General features: G+C 68.2%; 21 protein-coding genes and 1 pseudogene. 8 read left to right on the top strand and 14 right to left on the bottom strand.

What is annotated here, in order from left to right; translation table 11 throughout:
- Positions 1–39: 39 nt before the first annotated feature.
- From BLS74_RS03335 to xdhA, 7 genes are all read right to left on the bottom strand, one after another.
- Positions 40–960, bottom strand: coding sequence for an ABC transporter permease (locus BLS74_RS03335; RefSeq protein ID WP_093103259.1), 921 nt, complete (start codon positions 958–960; stop codon positions 40–42).
- Positions 961–1,045: 85 nt separating this feature from the next.
- The gene (locus tag BLS74_RS03330; protein WP_093102941.1) at positions 1,046–2,200 is read right to left on the bottom strand and encodes an ABC transporter permease; all 1,155 of its coding nucleotides are present in this window, start codon (positions 2,198–2,200) and stop codon (positions 1,046–1,048) included.
- Positions 2,193–3,725, bottom strand: coding sequence for an ABC transporter ATP-binding protein (locus BLS74_RS03325; RefSeq protein ID WP_093102939.1), 1,533 nt, complete (start codon positions 3,723–3,725; stop codon positions 2,193–2,195). The genes BLS74_RS03330 and BLS74_RS03325 overlap by 8 nt, the downstream gene beginning before the upstream one ends.
- A 65-nt stretch (positions 3,726–3,790) precedes the next feature.
- Positions 3,791–5,137: an NCS2 family permease gene (locus BLS74_RS03320; protein ID WP_093103257.1), complete on the bottom strand. Its 1,347-nt coding sequence runs from the start codon at positions 5,135–5,137 to the stop codon at positions 3,791–3,793.
- 92 nt (positions 5,138–5,229) lie between these two features.
- The gene (locus BLS74_RS03315; RefSeq protein WP_093102938.1) at positions 5,230–6,177 is read right to left on the bottom strand and encodes a LysR family transcriptional regulator; all 948 of its coding nucleotides are present in this window, start codon (positions 6,175–6,177) and stop codon (positions 5,230–5,232) included.
- A gap of 150 nt (positions 6,178–6,327) precedes the next feature.
- Positions 6,328–8,754 (bottom strand): xanthine dehydrogenase molybdopterin binding subunit, encoded by a 2,427-nt coding sequence (xdhB, locus tag BLS74_RS03310; RefSeq protein WP_093102936.1) that lies wholly within the window; start codon positions 8,752–8,754, stop codon positions 6,328–6,330.
- A gap of 1 nt (position 8,755) precedes the next feature.
- Positions 8,756–10,336 carry a xanthine dehydrogenase small subunit gene (xdhA, locus tag BLS74_RS03305; protein ID WP_093102935.1) on the bottom strand — a complete coding sequence of 527 codons (1,581 nt, stop codon included), beginning with the start codon at positions 10,334–10,336 and terminating at the stop codon, positions 8,756–8,758.
- Positions 10,337–10,575: 239 nt separating this feature from the next.
- Between xdhA and BLS74_RS03300 the strand changes: the two genes are divergently transcribed.
- Entirely contained in the window at positions 10,576–11,121 is a 546-nt protein-coding gene (locus tag BLS74_RS03300; RefSeq protein ID WP_093102933.1) for an Rrf2 family transcriptional regulator, read from the top strand.
- Between the two features lie 151 nt (positions 11,122–11,272).
- On the opposite strand, the gene BLS74_RS03295 is transcribed toward BLS74_RS03300, so the two are convergent.
- Positions 11,273–11,872 (bottom strand): ORF6N domain-containing protein, encoded by a 600-nt coding sequence (locus tag BLS74_RS03295; protein ID WP_093102931.1) that lies wholly within the window; start codon positions 11,870–11,872, stop codon positions 11,273–11,275.
- Positions 11,873–11,978: 106 nt separating this feature from the next.
- The gene (locus BLS74_RS03290) at positions 11,979–12,890 is read right to left on the bottom strand and encodes a LysR family transcriptional regulator (protein WP_093102930.1); all 912 of its coding nucleotides are present in this window, start codon (positions 12,888–12,890) and stop codon (positions 11,979–11,981) included.
- Between the two features lie 86 nt (positions 12,891–12,976).
- Here BLS74_RS03290 and BLS74_RS03285 point away from each other — a divergent pair, with 86 nt between their 5' ends.
- The 7 genes from BLS74_RS03285 to BLS74_RS03250 all read left to right on the top strand — a co-directional run bounded on the left by BLS74_RS03285 (position 12,977) and on the right by BLS74_RS03250 (position 20,784).
- A complete protein-coding gene (locus BLS74_RS03285) occupies positions 12,977–14,170 on the top strand; it encodes a PQQ-dependent sugar dehydrogenase (protein WP_212733615.1) in 1,194 nt (397 codons plus the stop codon).
- Positions 14,170–14,787: a c-type cytochrome gene (locus tag BLS74_RS03280; RefSeq protein WP_093102928.1), complete on the top strand. Its 618-nt coding sequence runs from the start codon at positions 14,170–14,172 to the stop codon at positions 14,785–14,787. Before BLS74_RS03285 ends, BLS74_RS03280 begins: the two co-directional genes overlap by 1 nt.
- A gap of 19 nt (positions 14,788–14,806) precedes the next feature.
- Positions 14,807–16,960, top strand: a complete 2,154-nt coding sequence (locus BLS74_RS03275) for a thiamine pyrophosphate-dependent enzyme (RefSeq protein WP_093102927.1) — start codon at positions 14,807–14,809, stop codon at positions 16,958–16,960.
- Between the two features lie 16 nt (positions 16,961–16,976).
- On the top strand, positions 16,977–18,584 hold the full coding sequence (locus tag BLS74_RS03270) for an indolepyruvate oxidoreductase subunit beta family protein (protein WP_093103254.1): 1,608 nt from the start codon (positions 16,977–16,979) through the stop codon (positions 18,582–18,584).
- Between the two features lie 20 nt (positions 18,585–18,604).
- The gene (locus BLS74_RS03265; protein ID WP_244503735.1) at positions 18,605–19,588 is read left to right on the top strand and encodes a Bug family tripartite tricarboxylate transporter substrate binding protein; all 984 of its coding nucleotides are present in this window, start codon (positions 18,605–18,607) and stop codon (positions 19,586–19,588) included.
- A gap of 23 nt (positions 19,589–19,611) precedes the next feature.
- Positions 19,612–20,025: an acyl-CoA thioesterase gene (locus BLS74_RS03260; RefSeq protein ID WP_093102924.1), complete on the top strand. Its 414-nt coding sequence runs from the start codon at positions 19,612–19,614 to the stop codon at positions 20,023–20,025.
- A gap of 297 nt (positions 20,026–20,322) precedes the next feature.
- Positions 20,323–20,784 carry a hypothetical protein gene (locus tag BLS74_RS03250; RefSeq protein WP_139191618.1) on the top strand — a complete coding sequence of 154 codons (462 nt, stop codon included), beginning with the start codon at positions 20,323–20,325 and terminating at the stop codon, positions 20,782–20,784.
- 46 nt (positions 20,785–20,830) lie between these two features.
- Here the strand turns inward: BLS74_RS03250 and BLS74_RS03245 are convergent, their stop codons facing one another.
- The 5 genes and pseudogenes from BLS74_RS03245 to BLS74_RS03230 all read right to left on the bottom strand — a co-directional run bounded on the left by BLS74_RS03245 (position 20,831) and on the right by BLS74_RS03230 (position 26,102).
- Positions 20,831–22,336 carry a PhoX family protein gene (locus BLS74_RS03245; RefSeq protein ID WP_093102920.1) on the bottom strand — a complete coding sequence of 502 codons (1,506 nt, stop codon included), beginning with the start codon at positions 22,334–22,336 and terminating at the stop codon, positions 20,831–20,833.
- A gap of 112 nt (positions 22,337–22,448) precedes the next feature.
- Positions 22,449–23,868, bottom strand: a pseudogene (locus BLS74_RS03240) (8-oxoguanine deaminase).
- On the bottom strand, positions 23,865–24,419 hold the full coding sequence (locus BLS74_RS03235; RefSeq protein WP_170855486.1) for a GNAT family N-acetyltransferase: 555 nt from the start codon (positions 24,417–24,419) through the stop codon (positions 23,865–23,867). Before BLS74_RS03235 ends, BLS74_RS03240 begins: the two are co-directional and overlap by 4 nt.
- Positions 24,420–24,447: 28 nt before the next feature.
- Positions 24,448–24,624 carry a hypothetical protein gene (locus tag BLS74_RS34270; RefSeq protein WP_170855485.1) on the bottom strand — a complete coding sequence of 59 codons (177 nt, stop codon included), beginning with the start codon at positions 24,622–24,624 and terminating at the stop codon, positions 24,448–24,450.
- A gap of 95 nt (positions 24,625–24,719) precedes the next feature.
- Positions 24,720–26,102 (bottom strand): amidase family protein, encoded by a 1,383-nt coding sequence (locus tag BLS74_RS03230; RefSeq protein ID WP_093102917.1) that lies wholly within the window; start codon positions 26,100–26,102, stop codon positions 24,720–24,722.
- Positions 26,103–26,147 lie beyond the last annotated feature (45 nt).

Raw genomic sequence — 26,147 nt, 5'->3', positions numbered from 1 at the left:
CAAAAGGACAGGTTGGCAGAGAAACAAAACGAAACTCAATTATGAGCCGGGGTAGAAGGGTTTCCCGATCGATGCCGGCATGTTGACGCGGATGAAGGCCGGGTTGCGCGAGATCAGCGCCAGCACCACGATCGGCGCGATGTACTGCAGCATGCTGAGGAACTGGCTGGGCACGTCGACGCCCGTGCTCTGCAGGTGAAAACCCAGCATCGAGACGCCGCCGAACAGGTAGGCGCCGAGCAGCACGCGCACCGGCCGCCAGGTCGCAAAGGTGGTGAGCGCCAGCGCGATCCAGCCGCGGCCCGCCACCATGCCTTCGACCCAAAGCGGCGTGTAGACCGTCGACAAATAGGCGCCTGCAAGGCCGCACAGCGCACCGCCCGCGATCACCGCCAGGAAGCGGATGCGCCGCACCGGATAGCCCAGCGCATGCGAGGACTCCGGCGACTCGCCGACCGAGCGCAGCACCAGCCCGGCGCGGGTGCGATAGAGGAACCAGATGAGGCCGATGGTGAGCAGCACCGCGAAGTAGACCATGGGGTGGTGCCGGAACAAGGCCGACCCGATGAGCGGAATGTCGCCCAGCACCGGCAGCGCGTAGTTCGTGCTCTCGGGCAGCTTGGCCTGCACGAAGTTGATGCCCGCGAAGGCCGAGAAGCCGACGCCGAACAGGCTCAGCGCGAGCCCGGTCGCATACTGGTTGGTGTTGAGCCAGATCACCAGCACGCCGAAGAAGGCCGCCAGCAGCGCGCCGGCCGCAGCGCCGGCAAGAAAGCCGAGCCAGGTGTTGTGCGTGACCACCACCGTGGCGAAGCCGGCGATCGCGGCGCACAGCATCATGCCCTCGGCGCCGAGGTTCACGATGCCGGCCTTTTCGTTGATCAGCAAGCCCAGCGCCGCGATCGCGAGCACGGTGCCGGCGCTGAGCGTGGAGCCCAGGAGGAGCGCGTAGCTTTCCATCATGCCTCCCGCCGGGCCGCCCCAAGGGTGGCATGCGTCCCCTCGGGGGGCAGCGAATACACGAAGTGATGAGCGTGGGGGTTCATTAAATTGCTCCTTCGGTGACCTGGGCGGGGACAGGGGCAGTCAGTGGCGTGCTGGCCTGAAGTGACGAGGTACCGGCCGGCGCAGCCACCGCTTTGGGCGCCGACTTGCGCCGGATGCGGTAGGCGATCAGCGTGTCGCACGCCAGCAGCGTGAAGAGCAGCAGGCCCTGGAACACGCCGGTCAGCGACTTGGGCAGGCCCAGGCGCGACTGCGCGAGCTCGCCGCCGATGTAGAACATGCTCATCAGGATGGCCGAGAAGATCATGCCCACCGGATGCAGCCGGCCGACGAAGGCCACGATGATCGCGGCGAAGCCGTAGCCCGCCGGCACATAGGGCGTGAGCTGGCCGATCGGGCCCGCCACTTCGAGCGCGCCCGCGAGGCCGGCCGCGCCGCCCGAGGTGAGCAGCGCGATCCACACCGCGCGCCGCGCCGAGAAGCCGGCATAGCGCGCGGCGGCCGGCGCCAGGCCACCGACCTGCTGCGCGAAGCCCGAGCGCGTGCGGAACAGGAACACCCACAGGGCCGCCGCGCCGATCAGCGCGATGACCAGGCCGATGCTCACGCGCGAGCCCTTCATGAGCCGCGGGATCTGCGTCACCGCCTCGAAGGTCTTGGTCTGCGGGAAGTTGTAGCCCATCGGGTCTTTCCAGGGTCCGTAGACCATGTAGCCCAGGAGCAGCGTCGCGACGTAGACCAGCATCAGGCTCACGAGGATCTCGTTGGCGTTGAACTTGTCGCGCAGGAAGGCCACGATGCCGGCCCAGACCATGCCGCCGAGGATACCGGCCACCAGGATCGCAGCCACGATCCACGAGCCCGTGGTCTTGTCGGCCAGCAGCGCCACGCCGCCGGCCGCGATCGCGCCGAACACGAACTGCCCTTCGGCACCGATGTTCCAGACGTTGGAGCGGAAGCACACGGCCAGGCCGAGCGCGATGATGAGCAAGGGCGTGGCCTTGACCATCAGCTCGCCCAGCGCATAGCCGCTCTTGATCGGCTCCCAGAAGAAGACCGCGAGGCCCTTGACCGGATCCTTGCCCAGCAGCGCGAAGAGCACCATGCCGATCAGCACCGTGATGAGCAGGGCCAGGATCGGCGAGCCGTAGCTCCAGAAGCGCGAGAGCTGCGGGCGGGGTTCGAGCTTAAGCATGGGCCACCTCCTTCGCTGCAGCCTGGGGGGCGTTCCACAGGCCGCTCATCCATTCGCCGATCTGCGGCACGGTGGCCGCCGCGCGGTCGATCGAGGGCGAGAGCCGGCCCTTGGCGATCACGTGCAGCCGGTCGCTGATCTCGAACAGCTCGTCGAGCTCTTCGCTCACCACCAGCACCGCGCAGCCGGCGTCGCGCAGCGCCAGGATCTCGCCTCGGATCAGCGCCGCGGCGCCCACATCCACGCCCCAGGTCGGCTGCGAGACGATGAAGATCTTCGGATTGGCGTCGATCTCGCGCCCGACGATGAACTTCTGCAGATTGCCGCCCGAGAGCGAACGCGCCGCCGCGCCGGGCCCGCCGGCCTTGACGTTGAAGCGCCGGATGATCTCGCCGGCATGCTGCTGCAGCGCACCGGTGCGGATCCAGCCGCCCTGGCCCACCGCGTTGCTGCGGGTGAGCAGCATGTTGTGCGCGAGGCTCAGCGTCGGCACCGCGCCGCGGCCCAGCCTTTCCTCGGGCACGAAATGCAGGCCCAGCGCGCGCCGCCTGCGCGGCCTGAAATGCGCGGCCGGCTGGCCGAAGACCTCGATCATCGGCGCCTCGGCGCGCGTGTCCTCGCCGGAGAGCGCGTAGAGCAGCTCTTTCTGGCCGTTGCCCGACACGCCCGCGATGCCCACCACCTCGCCGGCCCGCACGTCGAGCGAGATGCCGTCGAGGTCGACGCCGAACTGGTCTTCGCGCGCCAGCGTCAGGCCCTTGACCCGCAAGGCCACCGCGCCCGCATGCACCGGCCGGTGCTGCAGGGGCGGCGGCTCGGCGCCGATCATCAGGCGCGACAGCGATTCGTTGCTTTCGTTCTGCGGGTTGCACACGCCCGTGACCTTGCCGCCGCGCAGCACCGTACAGGCGGTGCAAAGCTCGCGGATCTCGTGCAGCTTGTGGCTGATGTAGAGGATGCTGCAGCCTTCAGAGGCCAGCTTCTTGAGCACCACGAAGAGCTTGACCACTGCTTGCGGGGTCAGTACCGAGGTCGGTTCGTCGAGGATCAGGAGCTTGGGGTTGGTGAGCAGCGCGCGGATGATCTCCACCCGCTGCATCTCGCCGACCGAGAGCGTGTGCACCGGCCGCGACGGGTCGATGTCGAGCCCGTACTCGCTCGCCTTGGCCGTGATGCGGCGCGTGACCTCGGCCAGCGCCAGGCTCTTGTCGAGCCCGAGCCAGACGTTCTCGGCCACGGTGAGCGTGTCGAACAGGCTGAAGTGCTGGAACACCATGCTGATGCCCAGCGCCCTCGCCTCCTGCGGGTTGCGCACGGTGACCGGCTGGCCGTTGAAGGTCACGCTGCCTTCGTCCGGCTTCACGGAACCGTAGATGATCTTCATCAGCGTGGACTTGCCGGCGCCGTTCTCGCCGAGCACGGCATGGGTTTCGCCCGGCGCCACCGTGAGCGAGACGTCGCTGTTGGCGACCACCGCGGGATAGCGCTTCGTAATGTGCGCGAGCTGAAGCCTTTGGATTGTCATGCCTGTGCCTGGCCTTTGGGTTGTTGTTGCCCTGAACCGCCCTTGGGACGATCGCCGTATTTTCGTCAGTGTCCGCCGATATAGATGAACTTGAAAAGGAACACGCCGCCAATGAGCCACACCATCCAGTGCACCTGCCTGGCGCGGCCGGTGAACAGCTTCAGCACCGCATAGGTGATGAAGCCGAAGGCCAGGCCGTTGGCGATCGAGTACGTGAAGGGCATCGCCAGCGCCGTGACGGCGGCCGGGATCACTTCGGTCGTGTCGTCCCAGTCGAGCTCGGTGATATCCCTAAGCATCAAACAGGCCACGAAGAAAAGCGCCGGTGCGGTCGCATAGGCCGGCACCGAGCCGGCCAGGGGCGAGATCACCAGAGCGGCCAGGAACAGCACCGCCACCGTGAGCGCCGTGAGGCCGGTGCGCCCGCCCGCCTGCACGCCGGCCGCGCTTTCCACGTAGGCCGTGGTGCTCGAGGTGCCCAGCAGCGAGCCCGCGAAGATCGCGCCGCTGTCGGCCAAGAGCGACTTGTTGAGCCGGTCCATCTTGCCCGGCACCAGGAGGCCGGCGCGCCGGGCCACGCCCATCAGCGTGCCGGTGGCGTCGAAGAGCTCGACCAGGAAGAAGACCAGGATCACGTTCAGGATGCCGCCCGAGAGCGCCGACTTGATGTCCAGCTGCAGGAAGGTGGGCGCGATCGAGGGCGGCGCCGAGAACACGCCGTGGAAGGTGTTGCCGCCGAAGAAGAAGGACAGCACCGTCACCGCGATGATGCCGATAAGGATCGCGCCGGGCACCTTGAGCCGGTCGAGCACCACGATCGTGAAGAAGCCCAGCGTCGCCAGCACCACCTGCGGCGTGTGCAGGTCGCCCAGCGTGATGTAGGTGGCCTTCGACGGCGCGACGATGCCCGCGCTCTTGAGCGCGATGATCGCGAGGAAGAGGCCGATGCCGACCGTGATGGCCAGCCTTATCGACTGCGGGATGCCGCGGATGATCAGCTCGCGCAGCTTGAAGAGCGTGACCAGCAGGAACAGGCAGCCCGAGACGAAGACCGCGCCGAGCGCCGCCTGCCAGGTGAAGCCCATCTGCAGCACGACCACGTAGGCGAAGTAGGCGTTGAGCCCCATGCCGGGCGCCAGCGCGATCGGGTAATTGGCGTAGAAGGCCATGATCGCGGTGCCGAGCGCGGCGATCAGGCAGGTGGCGACGAACACCGCGTCCTTCGGCATGCCCGCATCGCCGAGGATCGACGGGTTGACGAAGATGATGTAGGCCATCGTCAGGAAGGTCGTGAGGCCTGCCACCAGCTCGGTGCGCACTGTCGTGTTGTGCTCCTTGAGCTTGAACATGCGCTCGGCCCAGCCGGTGGCCGGGCGTGCAGAGCTGGTGTCGTGCTCGCTGATGTCGAGCATCTGTTGTGTGCGGTTCATCGCGTTGTCTCCGTCTCTCTTATGTATATGGCGTGGGTCGCAGTCGCGACGCCCGGCGCGAGTGGAAGAACTGCCTAGCCGGCAGCGGGAAGCGACGGCCTCAGCGAGGCCGCCACGGCTTTGGTTCGCTCGCGCAGCCAGCGCGCGGAGCTCGATGAATGGGTGCGCTCATGCCAGAGCTGGTAGTACATGAGGCGCGGCAGCGCGATCGGGCACTCGAGGATCGCGACCGGCAGGCGGTCGACAAAACGCTCGCAGTACTGGCGACCGGTGGTCAGCACCAGCAGGCTCGAGGCCACCATGTCGGGGATCAGGCTGAAGTGCGCGCAGCGCGCCGTGATGTTGCGCTGCCGGCCCAGCTCGTCGAGCATCTGGTCGATGATGCCGCGCGCGCCGGGGTGCATGGGGGTCGGCGCCACGTGCTCGGCCGCGAGCCAGGTCTCGAGCTCCCAGCCGCGGCGCACGGCCGGATGGTCCTTGTTGACCAGCGAGACGATGTCGTCGGCGAAGAGCCGCGCCATGTGCAGGTCTTCCGGCGGCTTGAGCCAGTTGCCGATCACCAGGTCGACCTGGCCGAGCGACAGGTGCGCGTGATAGTCCGAATCGGACGAGAGCGAATGGATCTCGATGTGGCACAACGGCGCCTGCGCCTTGACCTGCGCCACCAGCATCGGCAGGAACAAAGGGTCGAGGTAGTCGCTGGCCGCGATGCGGAAGGTAGTGGACGCGGTCTGGGGATCGAAGCCGCGCGCATCGGAGAACAGCATCTCCGCGGCGCGCAGGATGCTGGCGGCCGGATCGATCATGCGCAGCCCCGCATCGGTCGGCACCATGCCCGAGCCCGAGCGCACCAGCAATGGGTCGCCCGAGAGCTCGCGCAGGCGCTTCAGCGCTGCAGAAACTGCAGGCTGGTACATGCCCAGGCGGATGGCGGCGCGCGAGACGCTGCGGTCGGTCAACACGGTATGTAGAACCCTGATGAGATGAAGATCGATCTTGTCGAGAAGCGCCTGGTCTCTCATAAGCTGCCCGCATGTTGCTGAATGTGTGGGCAGTTATACAGCGCTGAATTCACGTTAAGTCCGTTCGCGCTGAGCTTGGCCTGTCCTGAGCTTGACGAAGGGTCGAAGCCTTGCGCGGCCCTTCGACAGGCTCAGGGCGAACGGGTTGGGTTATGCGGATGCGCTCTGCACCGCAGTGATCGCTCGGAGAATCGACTCGCTGGTGGCCGGCGCGGTCAGCGGCGGGTCCACCTTGTGCTTGCCCACGGCCGACACGGCATCGCGGATCGCGAAGAAGACCGAGAAGGGCAGCAGGAGCGGCGGCTCGCCCACCGCCTTGCTGCGATGGATCGAGTCCTCGAAGTTCTGGCCTTCGAACAGGCGCACGTTGAACACCGGCGGGCAATCGTTGGCCGTCGGGATCTTGTAGGTGCTGGGCGCGTGCGTGGTGAGCAGGCCGGTCTTCGGATGCCACACCAGCTCCTCGGTCGTGAGCCAGCCCATGCCCTGGATAAAGGCGCCTTCGACCTGGCCGATGTCGACGGCCGGGTTCAGCGACTTGCCGGCGTCGTGCAGGATGTCGGCGCGCAGCAGCTTCCACTCGCCGGTGAGCGTATCGACGATCACCTCGCTCACGGCAGCGCCGTAGGCGTAGTAGAAGAAGGGGCGGCCCTGCATCCGGTCCTTGTCCCAGCTGAGGCCCGGCGTGGCATAGAAGCCGTCGGACCAGAGCTGCACGCGGTCGAGGTAGGCCTCGCCGACGACCGTGCTGAACGACAGCGAGCGGCCGTTGACTTCGACCTGGTCGTTGGCGAAGCGCACCGCGCTCGCCTCGCCGCCGTGGCGCGCCGCCGCGCAGGCGGCCAGGCGATCGCGGATCTGGCGCGCGGCGTCCTGCGCGGCCTTGCCGTTGAGGTCGGCCCCGGTCGATGCGGCGGTGGCCGAGGTGTTGGCCACCTTCTGCGTGTCGGTGGCGGTGACGCGCACGCTCTCGAAGCTCACGCCAAGTTCGTGCGCCACCACCTGCGCCACCTTGGTGTTGAGCCCCTGCCCCATCTCGGTGCCGCCATGGTTCACGAGGATCGAGCCGTCGGTGTAGACATGGACCAGCGCGCCGGCCTGGTTGAAGTGCTTGACGTTGAAGGAGATGCCGAATTTCAGCGGCGCCAGCGCGATGCCGCGCTTGAGCACCGGGCTCTTGGCATTGAAGCCCGCGATCTCCTCGCGCCGCGCGCGGTAGCCGCTGGTGCCTTCGAGCTCGGCCACCAGCTCGTGGATGATGTTGTCGCTGACGAGCTGGCCGTAGGGCGTGACGTTGTGCTCCGTCTTGCCGTAGAAGTTGATGCGCCGCACGTCGAGCGGGTCGCGGCCCAGCTCGCGCGCCACGGTGTCGAGGATGTTCTCGATCGCGATCGCGCCCTGCGGGCCGCCGAAGCCGCGGAACGCCGTGTTGCTCTGCGTGTTGGTGCGGCCCGAATAGCCGTGCATCGCCACGTCGGGCAGCCAGTAGGCGTTGTCGAAGTGGCACAGCGCGCGCGTCATCACCGGGCCCGAAAGATCGGCGGAGTGGCCGGCGCGCGAGACCATCGAGATTTCCGCGCCGAGGATGCGGCCCTCGTCGTCGTAGCCGACCTCGTACTCGTACCAGAAACAGTGGCGCCGGCCGGTGATCAGGAAGTCGTCGTCGCGGTCGAGCCTGAGCTTGACCGGGCGCTGCAGCTTATTCGCCGCCACCGCCGCCACGCAGGCGAAGAGCGCCGACTGCGACTCCTTGCCGCCGAAGCCGCCGCCCATGCGCCGGCACTCGACGTGCACTTCGTTCGCATGCAGGTGCAGCGCATGCGCCACCAGGTGCTGCATCTCGCTCGGATGCTGGGTCGAGCAGTGCACGTGCATCGTGCCGCCCTCCTTCGGGATCGCGTAGCTGATCTGGCCCTCGAGGTAGAACTGCTCCTGCCCGCCGACGTCGAGCGTGGCCTTCAGCCGATGCGGCGCCTTCGCGATCGCGGCCTGTGCGCCGCCCTCGTTCGTGCTGCGCACGAGATGCATCGGCGGCAGCACGTACTGGCCCTTCTCATGCGCCTGCTGCGGCGTGATCACCGGCGGCTCGGCCTCGACGTCCAGCGCGTCCTTGGCGCAGGCCGCAGCGCGGCGCGCGGCGTCGCGCGTCTCGGCGATCACGGCAAACACGGGCTGGCCCAGGTAGCGGATGTCGCCGCTGCAGAGGATGGGGTCGTCGTGGATGATCGAGCCGCAGTCGTTGCTGCCCGGAATGTCGGCCGCCGTCAGCACCGCCACCACACCGGGCATGGCGCAGATGGCTTCGAGCTTCATGTTCTGGAGCCGGCCATTGGCCACCGGCGACAGCCCCAGCGCGCAGTGCAGAGTGCCCGCGAGTTCGGGGATGTCGTCGATGTAGGTGGCCTCGCCGGCCACGTGCAGGTGGGCCGATTCGTGCGGCCGGCTGATGCCGACGCGCGCACCGTCGTCGTGCGCCTTGGCCTCGGCGCGCGCATCGATGCGCGCGGCGGTGTTCTTCAGGTAGTCGGCAAAGGCCTCTGCCGATTGCAGCAGGGCGAGGTCGATGGGCTTGTTCATCTCAGACTCCTTGCAGGGCCGCATGGGGCATCACGCTCCAGACGCTGGTGGCTTCCACCGGCAGCGGGTCGGCGGTACGCGTTTCGAGCCACAGCCGCTGCAGCAGGTTCTGCGCCACCTGCAGGCGATAGTCGGCACTGGCGCGCATGTCGGTCAGCGGCTTGAAGTCCTGCGCCAGCGCAAGCTTGGCCGCGTTGACGCTGGCCTGCGTCCAGGGTTTGCCCACCAGCGCCGCCTCGGCCTGCGCCGCACGCTTGACGACCGCAGCCATGCCGCCGAAGGCCAGGCGCACCTCCTTCACCACGTCATCGTCGAGCGCGATGGAAAAACCGCCGCACAGGGCCGAGATGTCGCAGTCGAAACGCTTGCTGATCTTGTAGGCGCGCACCTGGCGCTGCATGGCTGCGAGCGGCACCACGAGCCCTTGCACGAACTCGCCGGGCTCCAGGCGGTTCTTCATGTAGTCGACATAGAAGTCGGGCAACGCCATGCGGCGCACCCGCTCGCCGCGGCGCAGCTCGATCTCGGCGTCGAGCGACATCAACACCGGCGGCGAATCGCCGATCGGCGAACCGTTGGCGACGTTGCCGCCCATGGTGCCGGCGTTGCGTATGGGCGGCGAGGCGAAGCGCAGCCAGACGTCGGTCAGGCTGGGCAGGCGTCGTGCCAGCGCGCCGAAGGCGGCCTCGAGCGAAGCGCCGGCGCCGATGTAGAGGGCATCCCCGCGCTCTTCCACCACCTTCATCTCCGCGACGTCGCCGACGAAGATGATGTCGCCCAGGTCGCGGAACTGCTTGTTGACCCACAGGCCGACGTCGGTCGAGCCCGCGAGCAGCTGCGCCGCGGGCTTGGCTTCGCGCAGCGCGGCCAGGTCGGCCAACGTGGTCGGGGCGTGGAAGTGGTCCATGCGCTGCCCCAGCGGCGCGGCGTAGTCGAAGCTGTTTTCGTGCTTGAGGCTGGCGAGCGCGGTGACGACCGGCTCGGCGTCGAGCCGCACGCCGGGCAGGTCGAACATGCGCTGGCCGGCATCGAGAATCGGGCGGTAGCCGGTGCAGCGGCACAGGTTGCCCGAGAGATCGTCGGCCAGCTGCTGGCGCGTCGGCCGCGTGCCCCCGGCCTGGTGGTGTTCGTAGGTGGACCACAGCGACATCACGAAGCCCGGCGTGCAGAAGCCGCACTGCGAGCCGTGGCAGTCGACCATGGCCTGCTGCACCGGATGCAGGCGCGTCACCGCGTGCTTGTCGTGCTGCGCGGTGTCGCGGCCCTTGCTGCATTGCGCCTTGAGGTCTTCGACCGTGAACAGCGCCTTGCCGTGCAGCGTGGGCAGGAACTGGATGCAGGCATTCACCGTCGAGAGGCGCAGTCCGCCCACCGCATTCGCCTCGCCGGCTTCGGCCAGTTCGCCGATCACCACGGTGCAGGCACCGCAGTCGCCCTCATTGCATCCTTCCTTGGTGCCGGTGCAGCGCGCGTCCTCGCGCAGCCAGTCGAGCACCGAACGCGTCGGATGCACGCCGCTCACGTCGACGATCCGGCCGCGGTGGAAGAAGCGGATGGGTTGGGTGCTCGGGGTCATGCTCATGCTCGTGGGAGGCAACTCGTGGTGGCGATCAAAAACCGTGCCTGCGAAGTTAGTCCTTTCACAAGCCGCATGCATACCATCGTGCCCATATGGCCTATGTGGGGGCCGGTATGTGACGCCCGGGAAAACCCTTGGTCTAGGCGCGAGCCAGCCGAGCCGACGGCTAAGATCCGCGCTCCACGTCCCGCCGGGTCACTTCGGCCTCCAAGGGTCGAACGCAAAGGAAAGAAGAACATTCGATGCGACTCACCACCCGAGGTCGTTTCGCCGTCAGCGCGATGATCGATGTGGCCCTCCACGGACAGGCGGACCCGGTCAACCTGGCCAGCATCAGCCGCCGCCAGCAGGTGTCCCTCTCCCATCTGGAACAGCTGTTCGGCAAGCTGCGCCGCCACGGTCTGGTGGTGTCGACGCGCGGGCCCGGCGGCGGCTACTCGCTCGGCCGCAAGGCTGCGGACATCAGCGTGGCGGACATCATCTTTGCGATCGACGACCCTGCCGCCGCCGAGGCGGCGAAGCAAGGGCGAGCCGCTGCTCCCGGCCACCCGAGCCGCTATGCGACGGACGAACTCTGGGCCTCGGTGAACCGTTGCGCCGTCGAGTTCCTCGATGCCGTCACACTCCAAAGCCTGGTCGACGAACAGATCGCGAGCGGCATGCAGCCCGAAAGCAAGCAGGCCGAGCGGCGGGCCCCGGCCTCTTCCGCGCGAGCCAAGCCACTGCTTCCGGACACGCCCAACTCGGTCTTCGCGCTGGGGCGGATGCTGGCGACGAAGCGTTCGTGAGACGCTCGAACACGCCTCTCCCCCATCTGCCCGCCCTTGAGCACGGTCTTCACCAACCTGCGCGACCAGCGCGAGGTGCTGGCCGGCGTGGAGAGCACGCGCAGCCCGGTGATCTCCAGGGAGAACCTGCCTTGAGGAGGCGGGTTTGGCTCTACCTCTTGCTTTTGCCTCGCGAACTCTTCGCGTTCTTCTTCTCCTGGGGCGGCACAAATCCGATGGTCCGTTTCGGCGGTTCAGGGTGGGCGGTAAGTTCGCGCAACGCATCGAAAAGCTGGCGCAGTTGAACGCGCGTGTTACGACTAAAGGCGTCATGCTGCATCGCGATCAACTCGGTTTTTTCCTCCAACGCATCGAGGCGTTTGGCCAAGTCTGCGTGACTGCGAGCCAGTTCGCGCAATTGCACAAACGCCCGCACCACATAGACCGATACGTCCACCGCACGCGGGCTGCTCAGCAAGGTCGCGGTCATGATCGCGCCGTGTTCCGTGAACGCCAGCGGCAACTTGCGCCGGCCACCCCAGCTTGATGTCGCAAATTGCGACTTCAAGTTGGTGTACTCCTCACGCGTCAGCTCGAAAATGAAATCCTTCGGGAAGCGCTCTCGATTGCGGCGCACCTGCTCATTGAGGCGGCGCGTGTCTACGCCATACAAATCGGCCAGATCGCTGTCGAGCAGCACCTTCTGCCCGCGCAAGACGAAGATGCGCTGCGTGATAGCTTCGAGCGCAAGCGACGGCCCCGCGGCGCTCATGAGGCCGCCCTGGCAACGGACAAACGCTTTCCGGTGACAACAGTCATTTTTCTTTACTCCCTGCCGTGTGAAATCGCGCAGGTCCGAGCATAGCGGCAAGCCCGCCTCACCCCTCCCCGAACAACTCCCTCATCACCCCCCTGAGCCAGCTGTTCGCCGGATCCGCCTCGAAGCGCTTGCTCCAGTGCAGCGACACGGTGAAGTCGCGCAGCGGAAAGGCCGGCTCGACGATGGCGTAGCCGCCCTCTTCCGCGAAGCCGCGCGCGATGTTGCGCGGCATCACGACCGCCAGGTCGGTGGCGCGCACGATGGCCGGCAGCACCATGAAGTGCTCGGTGGTCAGGCGCACGCGGTCCTCGAGGTTGAGCAGTTGCAGGATGCGCAGCGTTTCGGCGTGCGTGCGCACCGCCACGTACTCCAGCTTCTGCAGCGCCTCCAGCAGCGCCTTGCCGCTGCGCCGCCCGCGCGTGAAAGGATGGCCCTTGCGCAGCAGCACGATGTAGCGGTCCTTCAGCAGATGGACGCGCTGCGTGTCGCGCACCTTGGGCAGGAAGCCGAAGGCGAAGTCGATGCGGCCGCTGTCGAGCGCGGGCGCGATCTCGGTCGGCGCGAGCGGCAGGGTCTCCAGCCGCACGCCGGGCGCGAGCTCGCCCAGGCGCGCCATCAGCGCGGGCAGGAAGCGGCCCTCGCCGATGTCGCTCATGTGGATGCGGAAGGTCTTGCGCGAGGCCGTGGGCTCGAAGCGGTCGGGCTCGTTGAGCGCCTCCTCCAGCGTGCCGAGCGCCGACTGCACGGCGACGGCGAGCCGCTCGGCGCGCGGCGTCGGCGCCACGCCGCCGGCGGTACGCGTGAACAGCGCGTCCTCCAGCAGCAGCCGCAGCCGGCCCAGGCCGTGGCTCGCGGCCGGCTGGGTGAGGCCCAGCGAATCGGCGGCGCGGCTCACGCTGCGCGCGCGGTAGACGGCGTCGAACAGGCGCAGCAGGTTCAGATCGATGGTGTCGATATGCATGGCATTCATGTCGCTTAGCTCGATTATTCTATTGAACCCGGGCGGCATGCGTCCCACACTCGCCGCTTCGAACAACGTAGAAAGGAGACATCGCCATGCCGAAGACCCGCTCGTTCTGTGCAATGGCCGCGCTGCTATGCGCCGCCCTCTCCGCCACGGCCCAGCAACCGCCCGCCGAAGAGCCGGGCTGGGCCAAGGGCCGCCCGAAGACCGAGGCCGCCACGCGCATGGCGCCGGTGCCGGCCTTCCCGATTCCGACCCCGGCCGACAAGCTGCCGACCGCCAAGTTCAAGCTGCCGCCGGGCTTCAAGGTCGAGACCTGGGCCTCGGGCGTGCTCGACGCCCGCGAACTCCGCCAGGGCGCCAACGACACCGTGTTCGTGAGCACGCTGTTCGTCGCCAACAAGGTCTATGCGATCACTCCCAAGGGCAACGCGCGCGAGGTCAAGACCATCATCGACAAGATGGAGAAGGCCACCGGCCTCGAGTACCACAAGGGCGCGCTCTACCTGGCCACGCACAAGCAGATCCTGCGCTACGACAACATCGATTCGAAGCTGGACAACCCCGGCACGCCGGTCGTGCTCTACGACAAGCTGCCCGGCGGCGAGGACCACAGCTGGAAGTACCTGCGCATCCACAAGGACAAGCTCTACTTCGCGATCGGCGCGCCCTGCAACATCTGCGACCCCGGCGAGTACGCCAAGATCTATCGCATGAACCTCGACGGCAGCGGCATGGAGACCATCGCGAGCGGCGTGCGCAATACGGTGGGTTTCGACTTCGACCCCAAGACCGACCGGCTCTGGTTCACCGACAACGGCCGCGACTGGATGAGCGAGGACCTGCCCAACGACGAGCTCAACGTCGTCACCGGGCCGAACCAGCACTTCGGCTATCCGTTCTGCCACCAGGGCAACATCGCCGATCCGGAATTCGGCTGGGGCAAGTCGTGCGGCGACTACACGAAGCCCGCCGCGCTGCTCGGGCCGCATGCCGGTTCGCTGGGCCTCAACTTCTACCGCGGCAAGATGTTCCCGGCCAAGTACCAGGGCGCGATGTTCATCGCCCGCCACGGCCCGTGGAACCGCACGATCAAGTACGCCGACGTCGCGGTCGCCTGGCCCGACGGCAAGGGCGGCGCCAAGGTCGAGCCCTTCATGACCGGCTTCGTCGAGAACAACAGCTACCTCGGGCGCCCGGCCGATTTCCTGGTGCTGAAGGACGGCTCGCTGCTGGTGAGCGACGACCACGCGGGCGCCATCTACCGCATCAGCTACGGCAAGTGATGAGAGGAACGCGAACCTTCGCATTCACGGCCGCAGCGACAGCGTTTCTCTGGCTCGCGGCGCCGGCCGGCGCCCAGGCCCCTTCGGCGGGCGCGTACGCGCAGCGCTATGCGGCGCTGTGCGTGGCCTGCCACGGCGCCAACGGGCGCAGCGAGATGCCGGGCACGCCGGTGCTGGCCGGCCAGCACTCCTTCTACGCGATCTCGCAGCTGTTCCTGTTTCGCGAAGGCCGGCGCGCGAACGAGGCCATGACCGCGGTGGCCAAGACCATGAAGGACGATGACCTGCGCGGCTTCTCCGATTTCATCGCCACGCTGCCGCCGGTGCCTGTGCCGGCACCGGCGACGCCGCCCGATGCGGCACGCATGACCCGTGGCCAGGCCCTGGCGCAGGAACACAAATGCGTGTTCTGCCATGGTGCCGATTTCAGCGGCGGCCAGCAGGTTCCGCGCATCGCGCAGCAGCGCGAGGACTACCTGCAACTCACGCTGCGCGAATTCAAGTCCGGCAAACGCGTCGGCTACACGATGGCCATGGCCGAGGCGGTCGGCCGCATCCCGAACGAGGACCTGGACACCCTCGCCTACTACCTGGCCCGCTTCCCGGGCCGCAAGTAATCCCCACGAGAGAAGACCTTTGGAAGTTTCATTCAGCAAAGAGATCGAGGCCCTGCGCCTCGGCGCCGGCGACACCTTTCATGGCGAGGGCATCCTCGCGATCACCAAGGGCCTGCTGCAGTCGGGCGTGGCCTACGTCGGCGGCTACCAGGGCGCGCCGGTCTCGCACCTGCTCGACGTGATGGTGCAGGCCAAGCCCTACATGGACGAGTTGGGCGTGCACGTCGAGGCCTGCTCCAACGAGGCCTCCGCCGCGGCGATGCTCGGCGCCTCCATCCACTACCCGCTGCGCGGCGCCGTAACCTGGAAGTCCATCGTCGGCACCAACGTGGCGGCCGATGCGCTGTCCAACCTGTCTTCGCCCGGCGTCCAGGGCGGCGTGCTGATCGTGGTGGGCGAGGACTACGGCGAAGGCGCCAGCGTCATTCAGGAGCGCACCCATGCCTATGCGCTCAAGTCCAGCATGTGCCTGCTCGATCCGCGGCCCGACCTGGGCGTGATGGTGAACATGGTGGAGCACGGCTTCCGGCTCTCGGAATACTCCAACATGCCCTGCATGATGGAGCTGCGCATCCGTACCTGCCACGTGCGCGGCAGCTTCGAGTGCAAGAACAACCTTCCGCCGCTGATCTCGACGCGCGCGCTGATGGAAGAGCCGGCCGGCTTCGACTACATGCGGCTCGCGCATCCGCCCGTCACCTTCCGCCACGAGAAGCTGAAGGGCGACGAGCGCCTGCCGGCCGCGCGCCGCTACATCGCCGAGAACCAGCTCAACGAGCTGATCCCTGGCACGCATGCCGACCTCGGCATCGTGGTGCAGGGCGGGCTCTACAACGCGCTGATCCGCAGCCTGCAGCAGCTCGGCCTGGCCGACGCCTTCGGCGCGACCGACATTCCCCTGCTGGTGCTCAACGTCGCCTACCCGCTGGTACCCGAACAGGTGGCCGACTTCTGCGTGGGCAAGCGCGCGGTGCTGGTGGTGGAAGAAGGCCAGCCCGAGTACATCGAGCAGGAGATCGCGACGCTCTTGCGCCGGCGCGACATCCAGACGCCGCTGCACGGCTGCGACATGCTGCCGGCCGCCGGCGAATATGGCGTCGAGGTGCTGGCGACCGGCCTCGGCCGGTTCGCGCAACGCTACCTGCCGCAGCATGCACAGGACTCGGCCCAGGGCTGGCTCATGGGCAACCGCGACCGCCGCGCCGCGGTGGCCACGCAACTCGAGGCGCCGCTGCCGGCCCGCCCGCCGAGCTTCTGCATCGGCTGCCCCGAGCGGCCCGTGTTCGCCGCGCTCAAGCTCGCGCAGCAGGACAGCGGGCCGGTGCACATCGCGGCCGACATCGGCTGCCACGCCTTCGGCACCTTCGAGCCCTTCTCGATGGGCCACTCGATCCTGGGCTACGGCATGAGCCTGGCGAGCCGCGCGGGCGTGTCGCCGATGATGCAGCGACGGGCGCTGTCGATCATGGGCGACGGCGGCTTCTGGCACAACGGGCTGCTCACCGGCGTGCAGAGCGCGCTCTTCAACGGCGACGACGCGGTGCTCCTGATCTTCAAGAACGGCTACACCTCGGCCACCGGCACGCAGGACATCATCTCCACGCCCGACGACGAGATGAAGGCGCATGCGGTCGACAAGCAGCAGAGCCTGGTCGACAAGAACCAGACCATCGAATCGACCCTCAAGGGCCTGGGCGTGCAGTGGCTGCGCACCGTGCACACCTACCACGTCGAGAAGATGCGCAAGACGCTCAACGACGCCTTCACGAGCGACTTCAACGGCCTCAAGGTGATCATCGCCGAGGGCGAATGCCAGCTCGAGCGGCAGCGCCGCATCAAGCCCTGGATTGCCAGCCTGTTGAAGAAGGGCGAGCGCGTGGTGCGCGTGAAGTACGGCGTCGACGAGGACGTGTGCAATGGCGACCACGCCTGCATCCGGCTCTCGGGCTGCCCCACGCTCACCATCAAGGACAACCCCGATCCGCTCAAGGTCGACCCGGTCGCGGTGGTGATCGACGGCTGCGTCGGCTGCGGCCTGTGCGGCGAGAACGCGCATGCGGCCACGCTGTGTCCCAGCTTCTACCGCGCCGAGGTGGTGCAGAACCCGAAGTGGCACGAGCGGCTGCTGCACTCGCTGCGCGGTGCCATCGTTCGCGCATTGCAACCCGCGTGAGCTCCACATGACCACGATGAACCGAACCCAACCCATCACCCTGCTCGTCTGCGCCCTCGGCGGCGAAGGCGGTGGCGTGCTCACCGAATGGCTGGTCGATACGGCGCGTCATGCCGGCTACGCCGCGCAGAGCACCTCCATCCCCGGCGTCGCGCAGCGCACCGGCGCCACCACCTACTACATCGAGGTCTTTCCGGTGCCGCTGGCCGAGCTCGGCGGACGCCGGCCGGTGTTCAGCCTGAGCCCGGTGCCGGGCGCGCTCGACGCCATCGTCTCCTCGGAGCTGCTGGAGACCACGCGCCAGGTCGGCAATGGCATGAGCGCACCGCAGCGCACGCTGGTCATCACCTCCTCGGGCCGCACGCTGACCACGGCCGAGCGCATGCAGCCCGGTGACGGGCGCGCCGATGCCCAGCGGCTGCTCGATGTGGTCAAGGCCTTCAGCCGCGAGCACCATGTGTTCGACATGGGCACCGCGGCGCGCGAGGCCGGCACGGTGGTCAGCGCGGTGATGCTCGGCGCGATCGCGGGCAGCGGGCTGTTCCCGTTCCCGCGCGAGGCCTACGAGCAGGTGGTGCGCGGCGGCGACACCAGCGCGCCCGAGAAGCTCAACAAGATGGCGGCGGCCAGCCTGCGCGGTTTCGCGAAGGCCTTCGACATCGTCGGCATGCCGCGCGCGCAGGCCGCGCTGGTGACGCGACTGCTGTCGAGCGGAGGCGACGAAGCGCCAGTGCAGCCCACGCTGAGCGCCGAGTTGGCACGCGCCTTCCCGCCGCCGGTGCACGACATGCTCGCGCTCGGACATGCACGGCTCGTCGACTACCAGGACGACGCCTATGCCGGGCTCTACCTCGAACGCCTGCAGCAGGTGCTGGCCGCCGAGCGCGCGCCCGACCCTGCGGGCGCCAACGGCTTCGCGGTCACGCGCGAGATGGCGCGCTGGCTCGCGCTGTGGATGGCCTTCGACGACATCGTGCGCGTGGCCGAGCTCAAGAGCCGCGCCAGCCGCACGCAGCGCGTGCGCAACGAGGTCAAGGCCGGCGAGGACGACATCGTCAAGGTGTATGACCACTTCAAGCCCGGCGCACCCGAGTTCGCGGCGCTGCTGCCGGCCTCGCTGGCGCACCGCGTCGCGGCCTGGGACCGGCGAAGGAAGACGCCCTTCGCCCTGCCGCTCAAGGTCGGCAGCCACTCGGTCGCCGGCATGGCCTCGCTGCGCGTGCTGGCCTCGCTGCGCTGGCTGCGCAAGCGCGGCAGCCGCTTCGCCGAAGAACAGGCGCTGATCGAACGCTGGCTGGCTGCCGTCGTGCAGGGCACCCGCACCGATTGGCGTCTCGGCCACGAGATCGCGCTGTGCGGCCGGCTCATCAAGGGCTACGGCAGCACCAACGAGCGCGGCAAGCGCAATCTGCTGCACGTGATCGATCATCTGGCCGTGGCGCCGCTGCCCGACGGCTCGCCGGCCGCGCGCGCGGCGGCGATCGCCGCCGCGCGCGAAGCGGCATTGGCCGACGAGGCCGGCACCGCGCTCGACGCCACGCTGGTGCGCCACGGCGCGCCGCCCAGGCCGGTGATCGCGCAGCCGATCCGCTGGATGAAGCGCCCGCCGGCGGCGACCCCCTGAACAACATGAGGAGACAAACGATGACAACACCAAGATCCCGGCGCGCCCTGCTCGCCCTGCTGCTGGCCACCGCCGCCGCGGCGCCCGCGGCCTACGCGCAAGGCAGCGCCTGGCCTTCGAAGCCGATCAAGATCGTCGTGAACTTCCCGCCCGGCGGCGCGGCCGACCAGATCGCACGCGCGGTATCGCTGCCGCTGCAGGAAGCGCTCGGGCAGCCGGTGCTGATCGAGAACCGCGGCGGCGCCAACGGCAACATCGGCGGCGAGGTCGCAGCGCGGGCGCCGGCCGATGGCTACACGCTGCTCATGAGTTCGGGCGGCATGGTGTCGGTCAACCCGCACATCTATCCGAAGATGGCCTTCGACCCCGCCAAGGACCTGATGCCGGTCGCCGCGGCTGCGCGCGTGCTGGTGTTCCTGGTGACCAAGCCCTCGCTGCCGCCGGAGAACATCAAGGACTTCATCGCCTACGTGAAGGAGCGCCCCGGCAAACTCTCCTACGGCTCGCCCGGCACCGGCAGCTCGCCGCACCTCGCGGGCGAGATGTTCAAGAGCCAGACGGGCCTGTACGCGGTCCATGTGCCTTACCGCGGCGCGGCGCCGGCGCTGCAGGACCTGCTGGCCGGCCAGCTCGACTACTACTTCGACCCGGGCATCGGGCTCGCCCAGGTGCGCGCCGGCAAGCTGCGCCTGCTGGCCGTGGGCAGCCCCAAGCGCTCGCCGCTGTTCCCCGATGTGCCGACGCTGGACGAAGCCGGCCTCAAGGGCTTCGATGCCGACACGGTGTTCGGCTTCTACGCGCCGGCCCGAACGCCGCCCGAGATCGTGACCCGGCTCAACCGCGAGATCAACCGCATCCTCGCGATGCCGGCAATCAAGGAACGTATCGCCAGCCTGGGCGGCGAAGCGCTGCCCGGCACGCCGGCCGCTTTTCAGGAGCGCATCGCAGCGGATTCCACGCGCTTCGCTGCCATCATCCGCGAGCGCAAGATACTTGCGGACTAGACCCCCGCCTGAGCCTTCACCGCATGAGCCCCCAAGTCATCTACACCGTGCGCGTCGAGTTCGGGGACTGCGACCCGGCCGGCATCGTCTGGTTTCCCAATTTCTTCCGCTGGATCGATGCGGCCTCGCGCCACTTCTTTGCCGAGCGCGGCGTGCCGCGCTGGGAAGAGACGGCACAGACCCTCGGCGTGATCGGCACGCCGCTGGTGGACACCCACACGCGCTTCGTCAAGAGCGCGAGCTATGGCGACACGCTGTCGATCGCGGTGGCCATTCCCGAGTGGCGCGACAAGAGCTTCCTGCAGACCTACCGCATGAAGCGCGGCGAAGATCTGATCCTCGAATGCGAAGAGGTGCGCATCTTCGCCGCCACGCGCGAAGGCGGCGGCATCCGCGCGGTACCGATCCCGCCGGAGATCCGACGGCTCTGCGAGTAGGCCCCGCGCCCAGCTCAAGCAGACGGATGCGCTCGGCCACTGCGCCAAGCGCATGGGCCTCGCGTAATGATTTCGTGCCAATCGGATTCATCGTTTTGGCCATTCGCTGCCGTGGATGTGCCGCCTAAACTGCAAAACGAATACCCGACAACGCCAGACTCGGCCCCTCGACGGTCAATCGCTTGGGCAGAGCGAGGGAATTCATCCCCTGGCCCCCCAGGTCTTTGGGGACGTCAATAAAATCCGTGTCGACGACCCCCGCCAAGAGCTGCGCACTTCGCCTAACTTTGATCCCCAATGCCCGAGATTGACTTGACTGCGCAAACAGCAGCGGTTCGCAGTGTTCTTGCCACCCATGGAATTCGCCGCGCATTGGCGCTGCTCAATGACAGGACGCAGTACCGATACACGGCCATCTACAAGTTGAGCGGCGATGCGTTGCGGGCAGAGCACGTCTTCGATCGCTCCTCTGAATACCGCACCTGGTTGAAAGCAGTTCCCCTGGACAAGAGCTTTTGCCAACACGCGATCGAGGAGGGCGAATTCACGACCAGCCACGTCTCCAAAGACAAGTCCTTGATGAGCTACCGCCCTTATGTCGGTCTTGTCGAGTCGTACTACGGGCGGTTGCTGATACGCGATTCCGGGACGCCCTATGGCACGTTCATCCATTTCGATCTGGAGCCTCGCAGCATCGACGCGCAGGAGGTCTCGTTTCTCAAGCAAGTGACGCCGCTGTTTCTCGATTACCTCGAGTGAGTTGCGAGCAGGCGCGAACAGCTCGGCGCCAAGCCGGATAGCGGCATCAAAGCGGGCCGCGTGCCCAAGGCCCCCAGATCGCGAACGTGATACCGGGCGATTGCACGTTCACAAACAGTACCTTGCCCGCCGGATCGAAGCAGGCTCCGCAGAACTCGCTGCTGCGGTAGTCGCCCGGCGCGACCATCTTGCCGGCCGAAGCGATCTGCTCGGCGCCGAGGTTCACGTTGTGGCGCGCGAACACGAAGCTGGCGCCGTCGGGCGTCAGGCCGACCAGGCGCTCGATGCGCCCCTGGCCTTGGTCGTCGACGCCGCCGCCGTCCTCGCAAAGCAGCACGCCGCCGCGCGGGCTGATCGTGATGTTGTCGGGGTTGTTGGCGGCCACCGCGTCGAGCGACACGAAGACCGCCTTGAGCATGCCCGTGGCCAGGTCGTACTCCCACACCGCGCCTTCGCCGTTGCCGCCCGCGCCCGCGCCCGCGGCGTTCACGCCGGTGGCGGTGTCGACGATGAACAGCTTGCCGTCGCGATACCAGATGCCTTCGCCGCGCGCCATGCGCAAGCCGCCTTGCGCCCAGCCCTGCGCGAACGGGCCGGCCACCGACGTGGTGCCCACAAAGCCGGGCAGCGCAATCGACGCCGGGTTCGCATCGGGAGCGGCGATGTCCACCCATTCGAGGCTGTGCGTGTCACCGGTCGAGGCGACATTGAGGTCGGCGTTGGCCTTGCCGACCACCTTGGCCATCTGCAGCTTGCCGCCCGCTTCATAGCTGCCCGGGCGGCCGCTCGCATCGTTGGGGATGAAACGATAGAAGCCCGACTTGTTGCGGTTGTCCTCGGTGAGGTAGGCGAAGCGCGTCTTCGGGTCGACGGCGACGGCCTCGTGGCTGAACCGGCCCATCGCGACGATCGGCTTGCCCGTCGTCTCAGCCGCGTTGGCGCGCACCTCGAACACGTAGCCGTGCTTCTTGCCGCCTTGCGACTCGAGATTGCTGCCGGTCTCTTCGCAGGTGAGCCAGGTGCCCCAGGGCGTGGGGCCGCCGGCGCAGTTGGTGAGGGTGCCGCCCAGGCTCGCCTCCATGCCGAGCCACTGGCGGCCCTTGAAGCGCAGGTTGGTGGTTCCGCCGCCGGCAAATCGGCCGTTCACGCTGCTCGAGGCGGTGTCGTACATCGCCGGCGCCTGGATCAGGCTCGTCGACTGGCCGCGCTCGTGGTTGCGCACCAGCACCACGTCGACGCTGTTGCCGCGACCGTACGAGGCGATCACCGCCATGCCGTCGTGGTTGCTCGGGCAGGGCTGGCCGTTGTCCATCTGGTCGCCGGTCCAGCCGTAGGAACGGTAGGCGAAGCCTTCAGGCAGTTGCAGCAGCGGCAGGCCCGTGGCTTCGTCGAGCGCCGGCGCGACTGGACCGTACGGGCTGGCGACGAGGCCGGTGCTGCCGGTGGCGGCGTTGGCGTTTCGAGCCTGCAGCGCCTGCATGGTGCCGATGAACGAGAGGGCCGCAACCGAGGTCGAGCCGCGCAGAAAACCGCGGCGGGAATTTAACGACATGAGAGCTCCTGGGGGTGTGGGGTTCCCGCATTGGAGAGTGTCGCGGTGTCAGCGCCGTTACAGCGGCTGTCGCGAGTGCAATCAGGTAACTGAAACGGCACTGAGCGCCTGCCTATGCAATATGCGGATGACGCGCACGTTCGAACAGCGCACGCGCCAGCTTGCGGTGCCGCGCCAGCAGGGGTTTCAGTTCGAGCTTCTCGAACGCCCCTTCGCGGATGACGACAAGGCCGTTGATCACGCTCAGCGCCACCGAGCCCGGCTGGCAGAACACCAGCGCCGCCACCGGATCGTGCCCCGCGCCGGCATGCCCGACGTCCTGCAGATCGAAGGCCACGATGTCGGCCGACATGCCGGGCGCCAGCGCACCGATGTCGTCGCGGCCCAGCACGCGGGCGCCGCCTAGGGTGGCGATCTCCAGCGCCTCGCGTGCCGTCATGGCCGCGGGGCCGTAGCCCACGCGTTGCAGCAGCATGGCCTGGCGCGCCTCGCCCAGCAGGTGGGCGCCGTCGTTGGAGGCGCTGCCGTCCACGCCCAGGCCCACCGGCACGCCGGCGCGGCGCATGGCGCCGATCGGCGCGATGCCCGAGGCGAGCCGCATGTTGGAACAGGGGCAGTGCGCCACGCCGGTGCCGGTGCGGCCGAAGAGCGCGATGCCCGCCTCGTCCAGCTTCACGCAGTGCGCGTGCCAGACGTCGCGGCCGACCCAGCCGAGGTCTTCGGCGTACTGGGCCGGCGTCATGCCGAACTTCTCGCGCGAGTAGGCGACGTCGTTGTCGTTCTCCGCCAGGTGCGTGTGCAGCGAGACGCCGCGCTCGCGCGCGAGTTCCGCCGACAGGCGCATCAGCTCGCGCGAGACCGAGAACGGCGAACAGGGCGCGAGCACGATGCGGCGCATCGCATGGCGCCCCGCGTCGTGGTACCGGCCGACGAGCCGTTCGCTGTCGGCGAGGATCGCCTCCTCGCTCTCGACCAGCTCGTCGGGCGGGAGGCCGCCGAGGCTCCTGCCCACGCTCATGCTGCCGCGCGCGGCATGGAAGCGCATGCCCATCACCTCGGCCGCCGCTATCGAATCGTCGAGGCGCGAGCCGTTGGGAAAGAGATAGAGGTGGTCGCTGGTGGTGGTGCAGCCCGAGAGCATCAGCTCGGCCATCGCGGTCTGCGTGGAGACGCGGATCATCTCGGGTGTGATCCGGGCCCACAGCAGATAGAGATTCGTGAGCCAGCCGAAGAGCTCGGCGTCCTGCGCCTCGGGCACGGCGCGCGTGAGGCTCTGGTACATGTGGTGGTGCGTGTTGACCAGGCCGGGCATCACGACGTGGCCGTGCAGGTCGATGGCTTCAGCCTGGCCGCTTCGCAGCGCATCGATGTAGGCTGCGGGCAACTCGGCCGTAGCGCCCACCCAGGCGACCGCGGGGCCTTCGATCACCACCGCGCCGGTCGGCGATCTCGCGCCGCGCGGCGTCCATGGTGACCAGCACCTCGGCATGGCGCAGGATCAAGGGGCGTGGTGGTGTCGCGGAGGTGCTCATGTCATGTTTCCATCCGGCGGCGCCGGCATCAGCGCCAGAACATAGCGCAGCTCGCTCACGCGCGCGCCGCCGATCGTGAACTCGCGCGCCGAGGCCGGGTCCGGCGTGAAGCCCGCGGCGGCATAGAAGCGCCGGGCGCGCTCGTTGCCGGCCAGCACCCACAGGCTGACCGAGGTGCAGGTCTCGGCACGCATGCGCTCCAGCGCGGCGAGCCACAGCGCACGGCCGGTGCCCTGCGACCAGCAGGCGGGCGCCAGGTAGAGCGCCCAGACCTCGGCAGTGCCGGGCGCCGCGTCCTTGTCGCGCGAAGGGCCGAAGGCGACGAAGCCCGCCACCCGGCCGTCGGCCATGGCCACGAGCAGTTGCGGCGCGCCCTTGACCACGGCCTCGCGCCAAGCGGTCTCGCGCCCGTCGACCGAGAGCGCGGCCAGATACTCGCCGGAAATCAGTCCGGCGTAGGCCTGCTGCCAGGAAAGAACGTGGACTTCCGCGATCTCGCGGCAGTGCGCCAGCGCGGCCGGTTCGATGTGCGCGGGGGCTGCGGATTTCATGGACCCATTGTGCGGGTCGCGGATCTCCCTAGGCGCCGCTCTGCATCGCCTGGTTGACGCGCTGGAGCTCCTGGGCCAGCCGCATGGCCTCGGCGCGCGCGGAGCGGACGCCGCGCTGCAGCAGGAAGAACTGCTTGGCATAGGCGTCCGTCAGGCGCGTCCACTGTTCGAAGGACGCGTCCACGCGCGCCGAAGATTGATTCACGATTGGCTGCCTCACCATCACTTGGTTCTTACCGGGTTGCGGAGTGGCCGAGATTCGAACAGATGAACGTGTAACGGCCGTGACGCGATGCCGGATCAGCCCTCGAATCCCGGCGGCACAACAAAGCCTCCGAACTCGCGCTCCACCAGTTCGGCAAAGGCAAGGGTCGTGCGGTCCTCGAGGTACGGCCCGACGATCTGCATGCCGACCGGCAGGCCGTCATCGGCCAGCCCGATCGGCATCGCGGTCGCCGGCAAGCCGGTGAGCGTGGCGACGCTGGCCCAGACCGACTGGGCGCCGTAGGGGATCGCTTGCCCGTCGACCACGATGCGCCGCTTCTCCATCTCGCCGTGGTCGTGCGCAAATGCGGTGGTGGGCAGCACGGGGCAGAGGATCACGTCGAATTCCACGAAGAACTGCCGCCACTGGTGCGTGAAGACAGCACGTGCGCGGTCGGCATGCACCCAATCGCGATGGCTGATCGAGTCGGCATCGGGCATGTCGGCGCCGACCAGGGCCTCCACCAGCGTGCCCCAGGTGGCGGCCAGCCGCGCCAGGTCCGGCAGCAGCGGACTCGTGCGCGCGATCCTGCAGCCGGCTTTGGCGAGCCGCTCCGCCATGCGGTCCAGCGCGGCGCGCACGGCCTGCGAAGCGGGCAGTTGCGGATGGGTGTCGAGCACCAGCACGCGGAAATCCGCCAGCGCGCCGTGGCGCGCGGCCGGCAGCGCGAGCCGCCAGGCCACGGCCCGGTCATCGTCCGGGCCGGCCGTGAGGTCGAGCGCCAGCGCCAGGTCGCCCGCGCTCCGGGCCATGGGGCCGACCACGGCAAGATCGACATCGGCGCTCACCGACAGCACAGGCGTGCCCGGCGGCGCGAAGCCGCGCATCGGCACCAGGCCGTGCGTCGGCTTGTGCGCGAAGATGCCGCAGCAATGCGCCGGCACGCGCAGCGACCCGGCCAGGTCCGAACCGAATTCGAGCGACACGTAGCCTGCCGCCAGCGCCGCGGCCGAACCGCCGGACGAGCCGCCGGGCGTGCGGCCCTCGTCCCAGGGATTGCGCGTGAAGCCGTAGAGCGGGTTGTCGCTCTGCCAGTCCGCCAGATGCAGCGCGAGGTTGGTCTTGCCGATCAGCACGGCACCCGCGGCCTTGAGGCGCCGGAGCACCACCGCATCCTCAGGCGCCAGCGCCTTCCCGGTGCCGGGAATGCCCCAGGTCGTCGGCAGGCCCGCGACGTTGAAGGCCTCCTTGACGGTGAACGGCACGCCCAGCAGCGGACGCCGCTCGCCGCGCGCCAGCGCCGCATCGGCCGCTTGTGCCGCGGCACGCGCGCGTTCGAAGTCGCGCACGGCGACGGCATTGATCTGGCGGTCGAAGCGCTCGATGCGCGCAATCGACCGCTCGAGCAGTTCGACGGCCGACACCTGCCGCGCCTGCAGGGCGGCGGCGGTTTCGCGAGTGCTTTGGTAGTAGTCCATGGGTCGCCTGCCGGATGAGTCGCACATGGCCCCATGGTGCGCCGG

Origin of the sequence: Variovorax sp. CF079 (assembly GCF_900101545.1) — a bacterium.
Taxonomy (GTDB): Bacteria; Pseudomonadota; Gammaproteobacteria; order Burkholderiales; family Burkholderiaceae_C; genus Variovorax.
The sequence above is the reverse complement of the archived record's forward strand: the minus strand, read 5'-3'. Positions and strand labels throughout refer to the sequence as shown.

Bases quoted from the DNA above. Each gene is read 5' to 3' on its own strand.
- BLS74_RS03335 (WP_093103259.1), bottom strand. From the start codon at position 960: ATGGAAAGCTACGCGCTCCTCCTGGGCTCCACGCTCAGCGCCGGCACC.
- BLS74_RS03330 (WP_093102941.1), bottom strand. From the start codon at position 2,200: ATGCTTAAGCTCGAACCCCGCCCGCAGCTCTCGCGCTTCTGGAGCTAC.
- BLS74_RS03325 (WP_093102939.1), bottom strand. From the start codon at position 3,725: ATGACAATCCAAAGGCTTCAGCTCGCGCACATTACGAAGCGCTATCCC.
- BLS74_RS03320 (WP_093103257.1), bottom strand. From the start codon at position 5,137: ATGCTCGACATCAGCGAGCACGACACCAGCTCTGCACGCCCGGCCACC.
- BLS74_RS03315 (WP_093102938.1), bottom strand. From the start codon at position 6,177: ATGAGAGACCAGGCGCTTCTCGACAAGATCGATCTTCATCTCATCAGG.
- xdhB (WP_093102936.1), bottom strand. From the start codon at position 8,754: ATGAACAAGCCCATCGACCTCGCCCTGCTGCAATCGGCAGAGGCCTTT.
- xdhA (WP_093102935.1), bottom strand. From the start codon at position 10,336: ATGAGCATGACCCCGAGCACCCAACCCATCCGCTTCTTCCACCGCGGC.
- BLS74_RS03300 (WP_093102933.1), top strand. From the start codon at position 10,576: ATGCGACTCACCACCCGAGGTCGTTTCGCCGTCAGCGCGATGATCGAT.
- BLS74_RS03295 (WP_093102931.1), bottom strand. From the start codon at position 11,872: ATGAGCGCCGCGGGGCCGTCGCTTGCGCTCGAAGCTATCACGCAGCGC.
- BLS74_RS03290 (WP_093102930.1), bottom strand. From the start codon at position 12,890: ATGAATGCCATGCATATCGACACCATCGATCTGAACCTGCTGCGCCTG.
- BLS74_RS03285 (WP_212733615.1), top strand. From the start codon at position 12,977: ATGCCGAAGACCCGCTCGTTCTGTGCAATGGCCGCGCTGCTATGCGCC.
- BLS74_RS03280 (WP_093102928.1), top strand. From the start codon at position 14,170: ATGAGAGGAACGCGAACCTTCGCATTCACGGCCGCAGCGACAGCGTTT.
- BLS74_RS03270 (WP_093103254.1), top strand. From the start codon at position 16,977: ATGAACCGAACCCAACCCATCACCCTGCTCGTCTGCGCCCTCGGCGGC.
- BLS74_RS03265 (WP_244503735.1), top strand. From the start codon at position 18,605: ATGACAACACCAAGATCCCGGCGCGCCCTGCTCGCCCTGCTGCTGGCC.
- BLS74_RS03260 (WP_093102924.1), top strand. From the start codon at position 19,612: ATGAGCCCCCAAGTCATCTACACCGTGCGCGTCGAGTTCGGGGACTGC.
- BLS74_RS03250 (WP_139191618.1), top strand. From the start codon at position 20,323: ATGCCCGAGATTGACTTGACTGCGCAAACAGCAGCGGTTCGCAGTGTT.
- BLS74_RS03245 (WP_093102920.1), bottom strand. From the start codon at position 22,336: ATGTCGTTAAATTCCCGCCGCGGTTTTCTGCGCGGCTCGACCTCGGTT.
- BLS74_RS03235 (WP_170855486.1), bottom strand. From the start codon at position 24,419: ATGAAATCCGCAGCCCCCGCGCACATCGAACCGGCCGCGCTGGCGCAC.
- BLS74_RS03230 (WP_093102917.1), bottom strand. From the start codon at position 26,102: ATGGACTACTACCAAAGCACTCGCGAAACCGCCGCCGCCCTGCAGGCG.